At 61.5% G+C, this 17689-nt stretch carries 15 protein-coding genes; 8 read left to right on the forward strand and 7 right to left on the reverse strand.

Annotated features, from left to right (window positions below):
* Positions 1 to 2 precede the first annotated feature (2 nt).
* From PSH81_RS18705 to PSH81_RS18715, 3 genes are read right to left on the reverse strand one after another with little or no spacing between them, the layout of a single operon-like run.
* A complete protein-coding gene (locus PSH81_RS18705) occupies positions 3 to 323 on the reverse strand; it encodes a hypothetical protein (protein ID WP_226455045.1) in 321 nt (106 codons plus the stop codon).
* Entirely contained in the window at positions 320 to 1642 is a 1323-nt protein-coding gene (locus tag PSH81_RS18710) for an acyclic terpene utilization AtuA family protein (RefSeq protein WP_305391280.1), read from the reverse strand. The genes PSH81_RS18705 and PSH81_RS18710 overlap by 4 nt, the downstream gene beginning before the upstream one ends.
* Before the next feature lies 1 nt (position 1643).
* Positions 1644 to 2936 carry a CitMHS family transporter gene (locus tag PSH81_RS18715; RefSeq protein ID WP_192296933.1) on the reverse strand — a complete coding sequence of 431 codons (1293 nt, stop codon included), beginning with the start codon at positions 2934 to 2936 and terminating at the stop codon, positions 1644 to 1646.
* A gap of 111 nt (positions 2937 to 3047) precedes the next feature.
* Here PSH81_RS18715 and PSH81_RS18720 point away from each other — a divergent pair, with 111 nt between their 5' ends.
* Complete coding sequence (locus PSH81_RS18720) at positions 3048 to 3944, forward strand: LysR family transcriptional regulator (RefSeq protein ID WP_226455043.1); 897 nt, start codon at positions 3048 to 3050, stop codon at positions 3942 to 3944.
* A 104-nt stretch (positions 3945 to 4048) separates the two neighbouring features.
* Here the strand turns inward: PSH81_RS18720 and PSH81_RS18725 are convergent, their stop codons facing one another.
* Positions 4049 to 4651, reverse strand: a complete 603-nt coding sequence (locus PSH81_RS18725; protein WP_192296935.1) for a glutathione S-transferase family protein — start codon at positions 4649 to 4651, stop codon at positions 4049 to 4051.
* Between the two features lie 11 nt (positions 4652 to 4662).
* Positions 4663 to 5829: a PLP-dependent aminotransferase family protein gene (locus tag PSH81_RS18730; RefSeq protein ID WP_226455042.1), complete on the reverse strand. Its 1167-nt coding sequence runs from the start codon at positions 5827 to 5829 to the stop codon at positions 4663 to 4665.
* Between the two features lie 81 nt (positions 5830 to 5910).
* Here PSH81_RS18730 and PSH81_RS18735 point away from each other — a divergent pair, with 81 nt between their 5' ends.
* The 3 genes from PSH81_RS18735 (at position 5911) to PSH81_RS18745 (ending at position 8508) form a co-directional block, all read left to right on the forward strand.
* The gene (locus PSH81_RS18735; protein ID WP_192296937.1) at positions 5911 to 6345 is read left to right on the forward strand and encodes a MarR family winged helix-turn-helix transcriptional regulator; all 435 of its coding nucleotides are present in this window, start codon (positions 5911 to 5913) and stop codon (positions 6343 to 6345) included.
* A gap of 177 nt (positions 6346 to 6522) precedes the next feature.
* Positions 6523 to 7869, forward strand: a complete 1347-nt coding sequence (locus PSH81_RS18740; protein WP_192296938.1) for an NCS2 family permease — start codon at positions 6523 to 6525, stop codon at positions 7867 to 7869.
* A 12-nt stretch (positions 7870 to 7881) separates the two neighbouring features.
* Positions 7882 to 8508 carry a LysE family translocator gene (locus tag PSH81_RS18745; RefSeq protein ID WP_226455041.1) on the forward strand — a complete coding sequence of 209 codons (627 nt, stop codon included), beginning with the start codon at positions 7882 to 7884 and terminating at the stop codon, positions 8506 to 8508.
* Here the strand turns inward: PSH81_RS18745 and PSH81_RS18750 are convergent.
* Entirely contained in the window at positions 8456 to 13567 is a 5112-nt protein-coding gene (locus PSH81_RS18750) for a dermonecrotic toxin domain-containing protein (RefSeq protein WP_305391281.1), read from the reverse strand. The two genes, PSH81_RS18745 and PSH81_RS18750, sit on opposite strands and share 53 nt — an antisense overlap.
* Before the next feature lie 155 nt (positions 13568 to 13722).
* A complete protein-coding gene (gene uraH / locus PSH81_RS18755) occupies positions 13723 to 14076 on the reverse strand; it encodes a hydroxyisourate hydrolase (protein ID WP_226455039.1) in 354 nt (117 codons plus the stop codon).
* 386 nt (positions 14077 to 14462) lie between these two features.
* On the opposite strand from uraH, the gene puuE reads away from it, so the two are divergent.
* The 4 genes from puuE (at position 14463) to PSH81_RS18775 (ending at position 17670) form a co-directional block, all read left to right on the forward strand.
* Positions 14463 to 15389, forward strand: a complete 927-nt coding sequence (puuE, locus tag PSH81_RS18760) for an allantoinase PuuE (RefSeq protein WP_305391282.1) — start codon at positions 14463 to 14465, stop codon at positions 15387 to 15389.
* Positions 15386 to 15901, forward strand: coding sequence for a 2-oxo-4-hydroxy-4-carboxy-5-ureidoimidazoline decarboxylase (gene uraD / locus PSH81_RS18765; RefSeq protein ID WP_305391283.1), 516 nt, complete (start codon positions 15386 to 15388; stop codon positions 15899 to 15901). The genes puuE and uraD overlap by 4 nt, the downstream gene beginning before the upstream one ends.
* Before the next feature lie 80 nt (positions 15902 to 15981).
* Positions 15982 to 16977 carry an allantoicase gene (gene alc, locus PSH81_RS18770; RefSeq protein ID WP_226455036.1) on the forward strand — a complete coding sequence of 332 codons (996 nt, stop codon included), beginning with the start codon at positions 15982 to 15984 and terminating at the stop codon, positions 16975 to 16977.
* Positions 16978 to 17166: 189 nt separating this feature from the next.
* On the forward strand, positions 17167 to 17670 hold the full coding sequence (locus PSH81_RS18775) for an ureidoglycolate lyase (protein WP_305392791.1): 504 nt from the start codon (positions 17167 to 17169) through the stop codon (positions 17668 to 17670).
* Positions 17671 to 17689: the final 19 nt, after the last annotated feature.

Genomic DNA, 17689 nt, shown 5'->3' on the forward strand with positions numbered 1-17689 from the left:
ATTTAGTTCGGTGTTATCAGATCAAGATCAAGCAGCGCCGAACCCAGGCACTTGCCATGGGCATCCAGCGCCAGCGAACGCGTGACGCCGCCGCGCAAGATCCCCGGCAGCACAAAATTCAGCGCCTGCACATTGGGCAATTCGTAACGCCGCACCGGCGCCGCACCCGGTGGCAGCAACCCTGCAAAGAATTCGGCCACGCGTTCGGCCGTCAGTTGCTCACACAGCAACGGGTAATCCTCTGCGCGATAAGCAATGATCGAGATGTTCGACGTATCGCCCTTATCCCCGGTGCGGGAATGGGCCAGCGTGTGCAACTTCATGCTTCGATCCTCGGGTTGACCGCATCACGCGGCAGCAGCAACGATGCCACCGCCACCACCTGCCGTACGCTTTTGCTGGCACCGCCGCCGCCGGAGGGGCCGTTGGTGTAGAGGGTTTCCACTTCATTGCCAACCCGCACCGCCTCAAGGCGATCCTCACAGCGAGCCGCCACGCGCAGGCGTACTTCCCAGGGCTCGACGCCGCTGCGCGGGCCGTGCAGCGAGTCCATGCCGATCAGCTCGGCGCGTACGTCCTGCATCTTTACGCCCATCAACTCCAGGCGCTTGAGGACGACAGCCCGCGCCAACTCTGCCCGTGCGACAGCCCCCGGCCCGCCGTAGGACATCTGCCCTTCGCCAATCCAACCGTCCAGATAGCCGACGCTGACTTTCAATTGCTCGGGACGCGCGCGGCCACCGGCGCCCTGGGCACGCACGCGGTCAACGCCCTCCTCGACAAACCCCACCTGGGAAAAATCTGCGGTCACATCCGGCGTCAGGTACGCCGCCGGGTCATGCACTTCATAGATCAATTGTTCGGTGCAGGTAGCGCGGCTGACCCGCCCACCAGAGCCGCCAACCTTGGTGATCACCGCTTCACCGTCGGCATCGATTTCGGCCAAGGGGAAGCCCAGGCGCGCAAGGTCATCCACGTCCTTGAAGCCGGGATCTGCGAAATAACCGCCGCTGACTTGCCCGGCACACTCCAGCAAATGCCCGACCAACGTACCGCGCCCCAGGCGCTGCCAATCGTCCGCCGCCCAGCCGAACTCAAACATCTGCGGCGCGAGGAACAACGAAGGGTCGGCCACCCGCCCGGTGATGACCACATCGGCGTCGGCGTGCAGCGCCTCCAGGATGCCCTCGACACCCAGGTAGGCATTCGCCGAGATCAGCCGTTCACCGAGGGAGCCAACGGTCTGGCCGTTATCCAGCCGAAAATCGGCGTGCAACACGTCCAACACGTCATCGCCAACCACGGCGACCACCTTGAGTTCCAAGCCCAGCTCACGGGCAATACGCCGCACTTCAAGCGCCGCCGACACGGGGTTGGCCGCGCCCATATTGGTGATCACCCGCAGGCGACGCCCAGTCTTATCGCCCACGAACGGCAGTACACGGCGCATGCGCTCACTCAACAGCGGATCGTAACCGCCCGCGGGATCTGTGATCCGCGCCTGTTGCGCCAGGGCGATGGTGCGTTCGGCCAGGCACTCGAACACCAGGTAATCCAGGTCGCCCTGCTCGGCCAACTCGACGGCAGGTTCGATACGGTCGCCGGAATAGCCGGCGCCGGAACCGATGCGCAAGGTTTTCATCTCAAATCACTCCCAGGAGCAGCGCAGTCAGGGTCATCAACACCGACGCGGCAAACAGAAACGGAATGGTGAAGCGCTGGTGATCGGCCAATTCGATCTTGCACAGGCCCACCAACAGGAAGGTCGCGGGGGTCAGCGGGCTGACCGGGAAGCCGGTGGTATGCACGCCAAGCAATGAGGCCTGGGCCACTTGCAGCGGGTCGACGCCCAGGGCCTTGCCCACTTCGGCGATCACCGGCATCACGCCGAAATAGTAGGAATCGGGGTCAAACAGCATGCTCAACGGCATGGAGATGAAACCGACCACGGCCGGGATCAACTTGCCGTGGCCCGCCGGAATCTGCGCCACCGCCACTTCGGCAATCGCCTTGAGCATGCCGGTGCCTTGCATGATGCCGGTGAACACCCCGGCGGCGAGCAGGATGCTGGCCATGGTCAGTGCGGTCTTGGCATGCGCATCGATGCGGGCGCGCTGGGCGTCCACGTTCGGGTAGTTGATGCACAGCGCCACCACGGTGCCGAGCATGAACATCACCACCGGATCGACCCAGCCGGCGATCATCACCACCATCACCAGCACGGTGAGCATCAGGTTGACCCAGAACAGACGCGGGCGGCGCAGCTTGATGTCATCCTCGCTGAGCACCCGTTGCGGCATGGCATCGACGCGGGTGCCGGCGCCCAGGCCCAGGCGTTTTTCTTCCCGGCGACCGAGCCACCAGGCACAGGCGAACACAAAGATCAGGCCGACGATCTGTACCGGGATCAGCGGCTGGAACAGGTCCGCGACGGGCACATGCAAAGCAGCGGACGAGCGCAGCACCGGGCCGGTCCAGGGCAGGAAGTTGACCCCGGCAGCCATCGCGCAAACACAGGCGAGGATACGTTTATCGATGCCCAGCCGCGTATACAGCGGCAGCATCGCCGGCACCGTCACCAGGAAGGTCACCGCGCCGGAACCGTCCAGATGCACCAGTAAAGCGAGGGTCGCGGTGCCGACGACAATCCGCGTAGGACGTGTGCCAACCGTGCGCAGGATGCGATCAATGATGGGGTCGAGCATACCGGCGTCGGTCATGATCCCGAAAAACAGGATCGCAAACACAAACATGCCCACCACGGGGGCGACGTTCTTGATACCGGTAATGATGAAGGCGCTGGTTTGCAGGCCGAACCCACCGAGCAGTGCGGCAATGATCGGCAAGGCGATCAGGGCCACCAGTGGCGAGAGGCGTTTGCTCATGACGGCAGCGAGCAGGCACAGGATGGTAATGACACCCAGGGTAGCGAGCATGGGTTACTCCAGAGCGGCCTTGTTGGCCGGTTATTGTTTTCCCTGGAGTATTGGAAGCGGGTTAGTCTTTGTAAATTGGAATATTCAGCCGAGTACATTCGGAAAAACAAAATGAAGAACAGTATCCAACATATTCAAGCGTTCCTCGCGGTGGCCCGCACCGGCAGCTTTACCAAGGCGGCCAACGAGCTGCACCTGTCACCGTCGGCGCTGACCGTGCAGGTGCAACAGCTGGAAGACTGGCTCGGCGTCGCCTTGCTCGACCGCAGCCCGCGTCACGTGAGCATCACGGCCGCCGGCGAGGAAGCGCGCGGACCGATGGAAAAGCTGCTGCTGGACCTGGACAACATCGTCACCGGCTCCCGCGACCTTGCCGCCCTGCGCCGAGGCGTCGTCACCATCGCCGCCCTGCCCTCCGTCTGCGCTGGCGCCCTGCCGCCGGCACTGCGGCTGTTCCGTGAACGGTTTGCCGGAATTGAAGTGCGCCTGCATGACCTGGTGGCCCATCGCATTCATGCCCAGGTGCGCTCCGGCGAGGTGGATTTCGGCATCGGCGTGCGCGCGCGACTCAGCCACGGCCTAGCGTTCGTCCCCGTCCTGAATGATCGTTTGTGTGCCTTTGTGCCGCTGGATCATCCCCTCACCCGCCATCGCCAGCTGACCCTGGAGCAACTGGCGGACCAACCGATCATCCTCACCGGCCGCGACAGCAGCGTGCGTGAGCAGGTAGACGCGTTGTTCGATGAAACGCGGCTGACGATGAACGCGGGAATGGAGGCCAACTACATGTCGACGGTGTTGGCGCTGGTGCGCCAGGGGCTGGGGATCAGTGTGCTGCCGGAGTCGGCGGCGGACAGCCTGGAGGGGTTGAAGCGGATCAACATCGATCATCCTGGGGTGAATCGGGAGATCGGCTTGATCAGTCGCAGCGGGATCGGTTTGAGCCCTGCGGCACAGCGCTGTTTCGATATGCTCAATGAAGCATTACCTGACACACCGCAGAGATAAATGTGGGAGCGGGCTTGCTCGCGAATGCGGTGTATCAGTGACAGATATAGTGCCTGACACTCCGCTTTCGCGAGCAAGCCCGCTCCCACATTTTTACCTCATTGTCAGTCCAGCATCGTCACATGTCTTGGATGGCTGGCCACTCGCGCCAGCCACGCCTGCACGGCCGGATACGGCGTCAGATCAAACCCGCCCTCATGCGCCACATGCGTGTAGGCATACAACGCTATATCCGCAATCGAATACTGCTCACCCACCAGGTACGGCGTGGCTTGCAACTGCCGCTCCATAACCTTCAACGCCTTGTGGCCGCGCTTGTGGCAGGTCTTGTATTCCTCCAGGCGATCCTCCGGCATGTTCAGGTAGAACTGGATAAACCGCGCCACCGCGATGTACGGCTCATGGCTGTACTGCTCGAAAAACTGCCACTGCAACACCTGGGTGCGCAAACGCGGTTCCGTCGGCAGGAATTCGCTGCCGTCGGCGAGGAAGTTGAGGATCGCGTTGGATTCCCACAGGCAGGTGCCGTCTTCCAGTTCCAGTACCGGGATCTTGCCGTTGGGGTTCTTGGCCAGGAACTCAGCGGTCTGGGTATCGCCGTTGAGGATGTCCACATCGATCCATTGGTACGGGAGGCCCAACAGGTTGAGCATCAATTTGATCTTGTAGCAGTTGCCCGATTTGTAATCGCCATAAACCTTGTACATGGGGGCTCCCCTTATGCCGCTTGCGCGTGCTGTGCTTGACGGACCACCGCGGCCAGGCGCTTGAGGCCTTCATCCAGGCGGGCCGGGTCGATATGGCTGAAATTGAGGCGCAATGAACCCAGGTGTTGGTCGGGCTCGGAAAAGAACGGTTCACCGGGCATGAACGCGACGTCCTGATCCAACGCTTGCGCCAACAAGGTGCGGGTGTCGAGCGGCTGTTTCAAGGTCAGCCAGAAGAATAATCCGCCCTGGGGCACTTGCCAGTCGGCGAGGTCGGCGAAATGGCGCTCCAGCGCAGCCTGGAAAGCGTCGCGGCGCTCGCGGTAGAAGCTGCGCAGTTGCTCCAGATGCTGCTGGTATTTTGGCGTGCCGATCCACTGCATCGCCTGCCATTGGCCGACGCGGTTGGTGTGCAGGTCGGCCGACTGCTTGAGCTTGAGCAGGTGCGGGAACAGGTCCGGGCTGGCGATCAGGTAACCGACACGCAGGCCCGGCAACAGGGTCTTGGACACGGTGCCGGTGTAGATCCAACTGGCTTTTTTCAGGCGCCCGACGATGGGTTTGGCGCTGCCGCCGTCGAAGCTCAGTTCGCGGTACGGCTCGTCTTCGATCAGGGTCACGCCGAACTCATCGAGCAACGCGGCGACCGCTTCGCGCTTGGCTTCGCTGTAGCGTACGGCCGACGGGTTCTGGAAGGTCGGGATCAGGTAGATGAACGCCGGACGATGGCGTTCGAGGTTGGCGCGCAGGGTGCTCAAGTCGGGGCCGTCGGCTTCCAACGGGACGCTGAGGCAGTCGGCGCCGAACAGCTGGAAGATCTGCAACGCGGCCAGGTAGGTCGGGCCCTCCAACAGGACCGGCGTGCCTTTGTCGATGTACAACTTGGCCGCCAGGTCCAGGGTTTGCTGCGAGCCGCTGACCACCAGCACCTGGCTGGCCTGGCACGGCACGCCCAGGGCCCGTGCTTGGGCGGCGAGCAATTCACGCAACTGCGGTTCGCCTTCGCTCATGCCGTATTGGCCGATGTTCGACGGCATGTCATCCCAGTTCAGCGCCGGCAGCATGGCTTCGGCGGGCAGGCCACCGGCGAACGACATCACTTGCGGGCGCTGGGCTGCCGCGAGGATTTCACGGATCAAGGAGCTTTTGAGGCGCGTAACACGTTCAGAGAAGGCCATGGGGTCACCGGTAGCGAAAACTGTGGGAAATACGTCAAACTGGTTGACCGAAATTACGACAGCGCCCACGGATACGTCAATATGCTTGACCTTAAAAACCCCACCGCCCAGCAGGAAGCCATGCAAGCGTTCTTCTTCGGTTACCAGGCGTTTACCGCCAAGGCCGACGAAATGCTCGAACGCCGGGGCCTGAGCCGGGTGCACCAGCGCATTGTGTTTTTTATCGCGCGTTACCCGACCTTGAGCGTGAAAGAACTGCTGGAACTGCTCGGGGTGAGCAAGCAGGCGCTGAACATGCCGCTGCGCCAATTGCAGGAAATGCACCTGGTGCACAGCGTTGCCTCTGCGACCGACAAGCGCAAACGCTTGCTGGAATTGAGCGAGGAAGGCCTGCGTTTCGAACAGTCGTTGCGCCGTGAACAGGTGAAGCTGCTGCAACGCGCGTTCAGTGAAGCCGGTGAAGAAGCGGTGGCCGGATGGTTGGCTGTAAACCAGGCATTGAGTGCGGCGAACTAGCCCAGCGCAAAGCTATTCGAAAACATTATTTGCTTTCTTTGTATACAAAAGCATAATTCGCCTCGTGCGAGTTCCTGACCTATCGGTCAACAAAACCCGCCAGTACCTCAAAGCGCTGTTGCCCACATCTGTGACCGGCGCTGGAAATAACAATAAAACTCTTGAGGAGTACTCGCTGTGGATAGCCGCAAATCCGAAGCCCCTACGCTGGACGTCGCCCCGCCCACCAACAGCTGGCTAGAACGCCTGTTCAAACTCAGCTTGCATGGCACCACAGTGAGGACCGAGTTGATCGCCGGTCTCACCACCTTCATCACCATGGCCTACATCATCTTCGTCAACCCCAACATCATGGCCGACGCCGGCATCGACCATGGCGCGGCATTTGTCGCCACCTGCATCGCCGCCGCGCTCGGTTGCCTGTTGATGGGCCTGTATGCGAACTGGCCGGTAGGCCTGGCGCCGGGCATGGGCTTGAATGCGTTTTTCACCTACACCGTGGTCGGCACCATGGGCTACACCTGGGAAACCGCGCTGGGTGCGGTGTTTATCTCGGGCGTGCTGTTCATGGGCCTGACGCTGTCGCGGGTGCGTGAGTGGCTGCTCAACAGCATCCCGGTGAGCCTGCGCCACGCCATGGGTGCCGGTGTCGGGCTGTTCCTCGGGGTGATCGGCCTGAAAACCGCCGGGATCATCGTCGACAGCCCGGCCACGCTGATCAAGCTCGGCTCGCTGCATGAACCGGCACCGCTACTGGCGGCCGTGTGTTTCCTGCTGATCGCGATCCTCAGCTACCACCGCGTGTTCGGCGCAATCCTGATCAGCATCATCGCCGTGACCCTGGCCGGTTGGGGCTTGGGCCTGGTGCATTACAACGGCATGATCTCCACCCCACCGAGCCTGGCGCCGACCTGGATGGCCATGGACGTAAAAGGTGTATTCAATGTAAGCATGATTAGCGTTGTATTTGCCTTTCTTTTTGTACACATGTTCGACACTGCAGGTACACTGATGGGCGTCGCGCAACGCGCCGGACTGGTCAATGCCGATGGCAAGATCGATAACCTGTCCCGTGCGCTCAAAGCCGACAGTGCGTCCAGCGTGTTTGGCGCCATGGTCGGTGTACCGCCGGTGACCAGCTACGTGGAAAGTGCCGCCGGTGTTGCCGCGGGTGGCCGAACCGGGCTGACCGCCGTGACCGTGGGCATCCTGTTTGTGGCAGCGATGTTTTTCGCGCCACTGGCCGGCATGATTCCCGCGTACGCCACCGCCGGTGCGCTGATCTACGTGGCGATGCTGATGATGGCGAGCATGGCCCATATCAATTGGGACGAAGCCACCGACAGCATTCCGGCGATTGTCACGGCGATCATGATGCCGCTGACCTTCTCGGTGGCCGACGGCATCGCCCTGGGCTTTATCACGTACGTGGCGCTCAAGGCGGGCACCGGCAAGTACCGCGAGATTTCCGTCAGCCTGTGGGTGCTGTGCGCGATCTTTATTGCCAAATTCATATTTCTATAAAAGGAACACATGATGAACCTGGAAACCTGGCTACTGTTCAGCGGCGCGGCATTGGTGGTGATCCTGATCCCGGGGCCGCTGTCACTGTTGATGATCAGCAACAGTCTGAACTACGGCCTGCGCCGTTCGTATCCAGCGTTTCTCGGTGGGGTGTTTGCCTCGATCTGCCTGCTCAGCGCCTCGGCCCTGGGGCTGGGCGCACTGCTGCTGGCCTCCGAGCAACTGTTCAGCGCCCTGAAGGTCGTCGGCGCGGCGTACCTGTTCTACCTCGCCTGGCAGAGCTGGCAGCAGTCGCGGCAACCGGCCCAGGGTGCCGAAGTACCGCAACTGGCCGCCGTACCGCGCTTTCGCACACTGTTCGGGCGTGCCTTTGTGCTGGGCGCCAGCAACCCAAAGGACATCCTGTTCTTCGCCGCGTTCCTGCCGCAATTTCTCAGCAGCCAGCAGCCGTTCCTGCCACAGCTGCTGATCATGATTGCCACCTGGACCCTGCTCGACCTGCTCTGCAAGCTGGCCTACGGTCTCGGCGCACACGGAGCGGCCCGGTATCTGCGCAGCGGCAGCGGCCAGGGCTGGTTCAACCGGGTCAGTGCCGCTTTTTTTGGTAGCGCGGGCGTTGCTGCTTTGCTCCGGGCATAACGCTGCCGAACCTGACGAAATACACCGAAGGGTCACGCCTGGACGTCCATTGCACACCGGCAATGATCTTCACCAGGCGCCCTTCGTCCATCGCCGCAGAGATCGGCGCATAGGCGGCAGCGATGGGAGTCGCGAAAAGTCGTCGCCGGAACCACTCATCGGTCATTTGAATGCCCACGCGGGCCTTTAGATCCAGCGAGCTGCCACTCGCCCAGCGCGTCATGACGAAATACACCGTGTCGGACTGTGGGTGCGTGCAGTAGAAGTCCGACGCCAGCAAGGCGCCAGAGCGTTTTTCCACCACGTGCAAGCTGAACCCCATCTGCTCAAGGTGCACTCGAACCTGCCCCTGGGCCAAGTGACGTCGCTCAGTCAGATTGTGCTGAGTCGCAACTTGCAACGAAGCTTCGGGGGCTTGCGTCAAAGAGAAGTCCAAGCGATCAAACCCTGGGGTCAGGCCTTCGTCGCCAATGAAAATACTGGTTCTGGTCGAGCTCTCGATGGGTCGCAACATCCTCAACACATCGTCCGTCTGCCCAACGGCCGCCGGGGCCAGCCATTTGTCGAGTGTCGCCCTGAGATCGAACCACTGGGTGGCGGTCAGCGTGCTCCCGCTGGAGTCCGACAGATGCAACAGACGCTCCAGCAGAAAATGCCGACTGCTACGGGTCATCAAGGGAAAGGCCCGGTTCAACGACGCCGACACCGGCTCCGTAAACAACCCTCGATGCAACGTCCACACGCCATTGGCCCCCAGGGTCGCCGGGATCGGCTGGTGTGCAATGCCTGGCCCGGTCCAGTAGTACACGTCGATCGAGGCCGGGTGGACCACGGCATGGTTGGGCGTGATGAACACCAGGCGCTGCGACAACCCCTCCTGCGCCTCGGGCAATAGCCGGTAATAGCGAGTTCCCAGCCTCAACACGCTGAAGGCCTGGTCGGGCGTCGCGCTGGACGCCGTAAAGATATTCCTTGGTGGCGTTGCTTCAACTAACGTCATTTCCGTCACGAACCCCCACACCTGCCAACCGCCAGGCGCCTCTGGCGATTGACGTATCGCTTGTTCCAGCAATGCTTGCGCAGGTCGGGCCCATTCAGTTGCAGTCGACGACGAAGCCCAAGGTCGCCACGGGGCTGCACTGGGCCCTGGCTGCGGCGCATCGGCGCCCAGCAGCCACTCTCGCGGCTCGTCGATGTACAGGATCAATTCATCATGGCCGTGCGCTTGCTGGTTTCTAAAACGCAGCACTTGCTCATCCTTGCGCCGGTAGACCGGGTAGCGCTCGCTATCGATAACCACAAACTGCTCACCGTCCTTGATGTAGCTGCCTCTGTTCCCCGGGCTTTGCAACTGCAGCGCATCACTGGGCATGCCACCTTTCTTGTAACGCTCCAACAGCTTCAGCGGCCTGGGCAACGATTGTTTCAGGCCCGTCAGTGTTTGGCGCTGCGAAAAGCGCACCATGGCATTGCGCATCGTCGCCCGTGCGGTCGCGGAGCCGGCGCTGGAGAGCCCCTTGGGGCCAGGCACTAATGTCGTCAGCACATCGACAAAGGCGATCAACGTCAGAAAGGCCACGTCCACCGCCGCCTTGGCATCGCCACTGTGGTGATAGTGCCGTGCAGCCAGCAGCAACTCGTACACACTGATCCCTACGCCAATCAGCGGGATAAACGACAACGCACCACGCACCGTCGCCGAGCGCTGTTCACCCAGGCGCAATTCGCGATACTCCGCCAAGGCATGAGCGGAGCGGGCACTGGCCTGGCTACGATGCTGGATTTCAAACAACCGCGCATGTACCAGCAGCGCCACTGCATGGCTGTGGTCAGTGACGGCGATGTCCAGCCAACGTGGCGCAACCGCCTGGATCTGCTCGCGAATCTGCGCCTCGATCTCCTCCGGCAACACGGACGCCACGCGATGCCGGACCTTGAACGAACGCACAAATCGGGCAACGGCCTCGCCTATCGTCAAGATAAAAAAGCCCTTCATGCGCAATCGCCTAAAGGTGCCCTGCGCCGATTCGGTTGACGGCGGCGCCCCGGGATAACTGGCCAACGCCTCGTGCGCCCAGCCAGGTGCAACCTGCCGCGCCAGCACCTTGATCGGCGCGGGCAAAGCACAGCCGTGGTTGAGGGTGTCCCTCATGGCATCCCAGTGCGGGTATTCGCTGATCACTGGAAACCCCTGCGCCGCCGGCCAATACACCACGCAGCGTTGCGATACCCGGTCAAACATCACCAGCATCCCGGCAATATGCCGGTCGTGCTCAAGGGTGTAGCCCACCAATCGGACGAAACATAGTTGCACGCGATGGCCATTGCGTTCCAGGTCGGCAGGTACAGAGGCGGCGATAGCGGTATTGAACAAACTTCGCCCTTGGGCGCTCAGGCCTTGCTGTTCGGCCGAAAACAGCTGCCATCGTGCGTGCTGCCGAACGACCCGGTAGCTGAGTGCAGGGCAAAGGCCAGGGTAGCCCGACTCCGGGTAAAACACCTGGCGGATGCGTGCTTCGTAATGCCCGCCGATGTCCAGGGCGGACAGGGTCTTGATCAGGTAGCGCACGTTCAGGCGGTCTTTCCAGGCGGGGTCCAGATAGCGGGCACGGTTCAGCCGCCACGCGGTCCATGGCGCCTGGGGGTCAAGGTTATGCAGGGCCAATTGCAGCAGGCTGTAGGTGCTGCGTTGCGCGCTCACGACCTTTTTCACGTGCCGGTCACCCACCGCGCACTGGCTCGACCAGCCACAAAAATGCGCGCTGACATCGTCGGGAATATCGAACAATGGGCGGTCGACATCCAGTTGCGGATAGAAGCCATCCAGGGTCAGCTGTGCGATCAGTCGCTCGCGGGCAAAATCTTCCAGCTCGGGCAGCAGGCTCCAGAGCTTTTCCTCAAAAGCCAAGGCGCTGGTCAGGTAGTGGTTTTGCAAATGCCTATAGCGCTGGCGCAGTGTCGTCGTGGCGGTGCCGAGCCATGCAGGCAGTTTTTTCGCCTGTGTCGCGGCAATGCGCAACAACTGTACATTGGCCAATGCCAACATTCGGGCGTCGTCCACCGGCACCTGCACATGTTCGCGCAGCTCATCGGCCAGCAACAGCCGAGCCAGGGCGGGGTCGCTGACCTCACTGTACAGCCGGACCTTGTCATCGAGTTGCGCGGCGAGCCGGGCATACAGTTTGACCAGCCCCTTGAAGCCTTCATGCAGGACATTGCCCGTGACCGGCGCGTAAGTCACTTCCACCCCCGCTGCGCGCAGGGCACGCTGATCCCGCGCAACGCTGCGCCACAACGGCGATCCGTCGGGGCTTTGCAGGCTGGCCTGCAGGCTGTGGCTCAAGTCAGCCAGGCAATTGAACGCCGACATCCCGCCGTGCGCGCCGCCCACCACCAGTAATACCGGCTGTTGCCGAGTGGGATGGCTGCGCCCCTTGCACGTGGTCACCACAAACACATCGTGCAACGGCACGCCGCGGCCTGCTTCGCGCCCCACTCGGATACGCAACACACACGTGTCATTGCCGGTGCGTTGGCCGGCCAGGGGAGTCTCCAGTGCGTCGACGAGGCACTGCTGATGCGCCGCACTGATCAGCTGTGCACGCTGCAGCAACTCAGCTTCGGCGAGCAGCGCCTGGCGCCGGGCCTCAAGCATCAGGGTCGCACGCTTGCGCGTGCCGTCCGGGCGCTCCAGCCAGAATGCGGGGTCGAATGCACGTTCGGGCGCAACCTCGGTCCACTGCCGCACACGTTCGCGTTGCGCCTGCCAGCGCGCTTGCAGGGCCACAAATGCGAGATAGGGTTCAGTGTCTTTTTCCAAGTCCTGGCTATCGAGCAACGCGAGCAGGCCTTGTTCATGACGGCGCACCCGGTGTTCGCGAATGGCCAGTGAGAGCCCCTGGGTAAAGCGCCCCAACATGACTTGCGCCGCCTGCCGCTGCCCATCCCATTTCAGCAACGCTGCCAGCGACGGCACCAGGCGCGGCTCGCCCACCAAGTGCTTGCGGGCCTTTTCGATCTGGGCAAGAAAGCGACGGGGTTGGGGCGGTGGTTGCCCCGGCGCGGCGACAGCGATGTGATTGATCGTCAGGGCGCATGCCAACTCGTTGTCCCACTGCCCGTCGAGCAGGGCCAATGCACTGTGGGCCAACGCGTCGTCATGCACGATCGGGCCCTGCTCGAGGACTGCATCACGCCGTCGCAGCGGCAGACATTGCCACAACAGGGTGAACAAGCGCCCCTGAAGCAACGCCCCCAACCCTTGTTGCATCTGCGCCCAGGACTGATATTCATAAAACCCACGCGCCAGGCCGGGCAGGTAGGCGACGTGCAGCGACCCCCGTGAAACATACAGCGCACCCGGAATCGCCAGCGCCGCCTGGTTGCTCCCCGGCCAAAACAATTGACGCACCTGCATACCCGTCCATTCGCCACCGGCAAGCCGCCGCGCCTGGGGGGTGGGTGCGTCCGCCAGTTGCCGGACCATGGCAAGCCCCGGTTCCGACAGCTCATACAACTGACACGCAATGAATGCCTGGTCGGCAAACTGCGCACCATACAACTGCACCCACCGCTCGCGCCGCGTACGCCAGGAGCCGTAGGCCAGGCGACGCCAATACGCCGCCACAGTCTGGTTGAAGTGCTCCAGCAAACCCAGCGCCCTTACCTTCTCCAGGGCCTGAAGGGGGCTGTAGGGCAGTTTTCGCGCACCATCGTCCTTGACGCTCAACTGGGTGAATTGGTTGATATTGGCCGGTATAAACGGATCGACCAGCAAGGCCAGGGCGCGCTCGGTGAGGCTATTGACCTGACCCGGCTCGGTAAACAAGAGGTGATCGGGATTCAGGGCGAAGGCATCCTGCAATGCCATCCGGACCATCCGTGAAATACGCGGCGCACGCGCGATCAAGCGCTTGAGCCCTTTGCCCGCTTCGATACAGCCCGTCTGGGCTGCGTGCAACTGATTGATCAGCCTGCCGGGATCGCCAACCGCATTGATCCGCCGGGTCAGCAGCGTCTGAACGCATTCTTCAGATTGAGCGTCGATAGGGTTGTTCATGGCGGGTTCCTGTCCACACAAAAGTCCAGCCTAAGCAGCTTGCCGCGCGCCGTGCTTTACATACTTGCCGCGCCTTTGAGCGGACGAAAAAAAGCCCGCAGTGTGGGCGGGCGAAAAACCAACGAAGAGCTTTGGGGGTGTGAAGCGAGGTGACGCTAGCTACCGCGATAGGTGGAGTAGCTGTAGGGCGAAATCAGGAGCGGGACATGGTAGTGATCCTGTTCGGCGCTGATGCCGAAGCGCAGCACCACCACGTCTAAAAAGGCCGGTTCCGGCAATGGCACGCCACGGGCGCGATAGTAGTCGCCGGCGCTGAATTGCAGTTGGTACACACCGCTGCGGTAGTCGTCGCCTTGCAGCAGAGGTGCGTCGCAGCGGCCGTCGCTGTTGGTCAAGGTAGTGGCGACCAGTTCCAGCTGCGCGCCTTCGACGCGGTACAACTCAACCTTGATCGCGCTGCCGGGGCAACCGTGTGCGGCATCCAAAACGTGTGTGGTCAAACGTCCCATGGCGTCTACGCGCCTCCCGAAGTCAGTAGAAGAGAGATCCGCACTTTTTCAGGGCAGCGAAAAAGCCGGCGATGGCTGATTAAGACACTTTTAAAAAAAATTGTACACAATAAAAATCACAAACCTTGCGATCCACCCGCGCTCATTGCTTGTGCAGGCGATTGACCTGTGATCCTTGCTTTTTAACGACCTTTTGTCCATTAGCTGACCAACTGGGCAAGTTTCTTGCTACACCCTTTACACAGAGGCCTGCGGAAAAAATGCAGAAATGTAGGCTTACAAAGTGACAGATAAGTTGTATACAATCACTCATCGCTGTGACGCCACCCAGTCATTTCGCTGCCCGGCCGCCACATGAATGATCACGAACAAGAAGGAAGACTGCAGTGAGCGCTGACTACCCACGCGACCTGATCGGTTACGGCAGTAACCCTCCTCACCCCCACTGGCCGGGCAAGGCACGCATTGCGTTGTCTTTCGTACTCAACTACGAAGAAGGCGGTGAGCGCAACATTTTGCACGGCGACAAGGAGTCCGAAGCGTTCCTCTCGGAAATGGTCTCGGCCCAGCCGCTGCAAGGCGCACGCAACATGAGCATGGAGTCGCTGTACGAATACGGCAGCCGTGCCGGCGTATGGCGCATCCTCAAGCTGTTCAAAGAATTCGATATTCCGCTGACCATCTTCGCCGTGGCCATGGCCGCCCAGCGTCACCCGGATGTAATCCGCGCGATGGTCGAAGCCGGCCACGAAATCTGCAGCCACGGCTACCGCTGGATCGACTACCAGTACATGGACGAGGCCCAGGAGCGCGAGCACATGCTCGAAGCGATCCGCATCCTCACCGAACTGACCGGCGAACGCCCGCTGGGCTGGTACACCGGGCGCACCGGCCCGAACACGCGCCGGCTGGTGATGGAGGAAGGCGGCTTCCTCTACGACTGCGACACCTACGACGACGACCTGCCCTACTGGGAGCCCAACAATCCCACTGGCAAACCGCATTTGGTGATCCCCTATACCCTCGACACCAACGACATGCGCTTCACCCAGGTGCAGGGTTTCAACAAGGGCGATGACTTCTTCGAATACCTCAAGGACGCGTTCGACGTGCTCTACGCCGAAGGCTTGGATGCCCCGAAGATGCTCTCCATCGGCCTGCATTGCCGCCTGATCGGCCGTCCTGCCCGCCTGGCCGCGTTGAAGCGCTTTATCGAATACGTCAAAGGTCACGAACAGGTGTGGTTCACCCGCCGTGTCGATATCGCCCGCCACTGGCATGAAACCCACCCGTTCAAGGGAGCGGCCAAATGACTGCGTTCAAGACCCTGAAACCCTCGAGCCTGAGCCGCGACGCATTCGTCGAGGCCTTCGCCGACATCTACGAACATTCGCCATGGGTGGCCGAAAAGGCCTTCGACCTGGGCCAGGACCCTTCGATCGACGAGATCGAAACCCTGCACCAGCGCATGAGCGACATCCTGTTGAGCGCCGATCACGCCAGCCAACTGGCCCTGATCAACGCTCACCCGGACCTGGCCGGCAAAGCCGCCGTCCAGGGCCAACTGACCCAAGCCAGCACCGATGAGCAAGCTGGCGCGGGGATTCACCAATGCACGGCCGAAGAGTTTTCTCGCTTCACCGAGCTGAACGACGCCTACAAGGCCAAGTTCAAGTTTCCCTTCATCATGGCGGTAAAAGGCAGCAACCGGCACCAGATCCTGGCCGCGTTCGAAACGCGCATTCACAACTCGGTGCAAGCCGAGTTCAAATGCGCTTTGGCCGAGATCAACAAGATCGCGTTGTTCCGTTTACTGACCCTTTAAAGCAACCCTGGCCCGAGCGCTCATGACGCCCAGGGCCGGGCAAGCATCCCAAGCCACTCTATCTAAGGCAGACAAGAAGAATGAAAGCTTACGCCGTACCTTTCGAGAAGTTCGTCAACCTGGCCGACGCCCGCCTGGGCACCAAGATCATCTCCGTGACCGATGACTGGTTCGCCGACGCCAACCGCCTGTTCCAGCCGACCCCGGCCGTGTGGAAGGAGGGCGTTTTCGATGACAACGGCAAGTGGATGGACGGCTGGGAGTCACGCCGCAAGCGCTTCGAAGGCTACGACAGCGCGGTGATCCGCCTGGGCGTGCCGGGCTCGATCAAGGGCGTGGACATCGACACTTCATTCTTCACCGGCAACTTCCCGCCATCGGCCTCCCTGGAAGCCTGCTTCCTCGCCTCGGGCGAGCCAGACGCCAACACCCAGTGGGTGGAAGTGCTGTCGGCCGTCGAGCTGCAAGGCAACAGCCACCACTACCACGAGATCAGCAACGACCAGGCGTTCAGCCACCTGCGTTTCAACATCTACCCGGATGGTGGCGTGGCCCGTCTGCGCGTGTACGGCGTGCCGTTCCGCGACTGGTCGTCGGTAGGCGACAACGAACAGGTCGACCTGGCTGCCGCCCTCAACGGTGGTCGTGCCCTGGCCTGCTCCGATGAACACTTCGGCCGCATGAGCAACATCCTCAACCCGGGCCGTGGCATCAACATGGGCGACGGCTGGGAAACCGCACGTCGTCGTACGCCAGGCAATGACTGGGTCATCGTCGCGCTGGGCCATCCGGGCGAGATCGAGAAAATCATCGTCGACACCCTGCACTTCAAGGGCAACTACCCGGACACCTGCTCGATCCAGGGCGCATTCGTGAAAGGCGGCACCGACAGCCAGATCGAAACCCAATCGCTGTTCTGGCGCGAACTGCTGCCGGCACAAAAACTGGAAATGCACGCCGAACATACCTTCGCCGAACAGATCAAGGCGCTGGGCCCGATCACCCACATCCGCCTGAACGTGTTCCCGGATGGCGGTGTGAGCCGCCTGCGTGTACTCGGCAAAGTCGCCAAGTAAACGCTGAACTGGTAGTGAGCGGGCTTGCCCCGCGCGGGGTGGCAAAGCCACCCCAACAAGACCGCTGCGGTGTTTCAGCAAGACCGCAGTGCCTGGGTTTTGGGGCGGCTTCGCCACCCAGCACGGGGCAAGCTCGCTCACTACACAAAAGCAAGAAAACCAACACAGCATTCGGATAAGAAGACAGCCATGCGCACACTAGTGATCGAACCCCTGACCAAAGAAGCCTTCGCCCCTTTCGGAGACGTTATCGAAACCTCTGGCCGCGACCACTTCATGATCAACAACGGGTCGACCATGCGCTTTCACAAATTGGCCACGGTCGAAACCGCCAAGCCGGAAGACCACGCCATCATCAGCATCTTCCGCGCCGACGCGCAGGACATGCCGCTGACCGTGTGCATGCTGGAACGACACCCGCTGGGCAGCCAGGCTTTCATTCCGCTGCTCGGCAACCCCTTTCTGATCGTGGTCGCGCCACTTGGCGATGAACCTGTATCGGGCTTGGTCCGCGCCTTCGTCACCAACGGCAGGCAGGGCATTAATTACCATCGCGGCGTCTGGCACCACCCGGTGCTGACGATCGAAAAGCGGGATGACTTCCTGGTGGTTGATCGCAGTGGCACAGGCAATAACTGCGATGAGCATTTTTTCAAAGAGGATGAGCGGTTGATCCTCGCCCCCCACCAATAAGAGAAGGCTTGATCACCCG

Source organism: Pseudomonas sp. FP2335 (genome assembly GCF_030687535.1).
Classification (GTDB): Bacteria; Pseudomonadota; Gammaproteobacteria; order Pseudomonadales; family Pseudomonadaceae; genus Aquipseudomonas.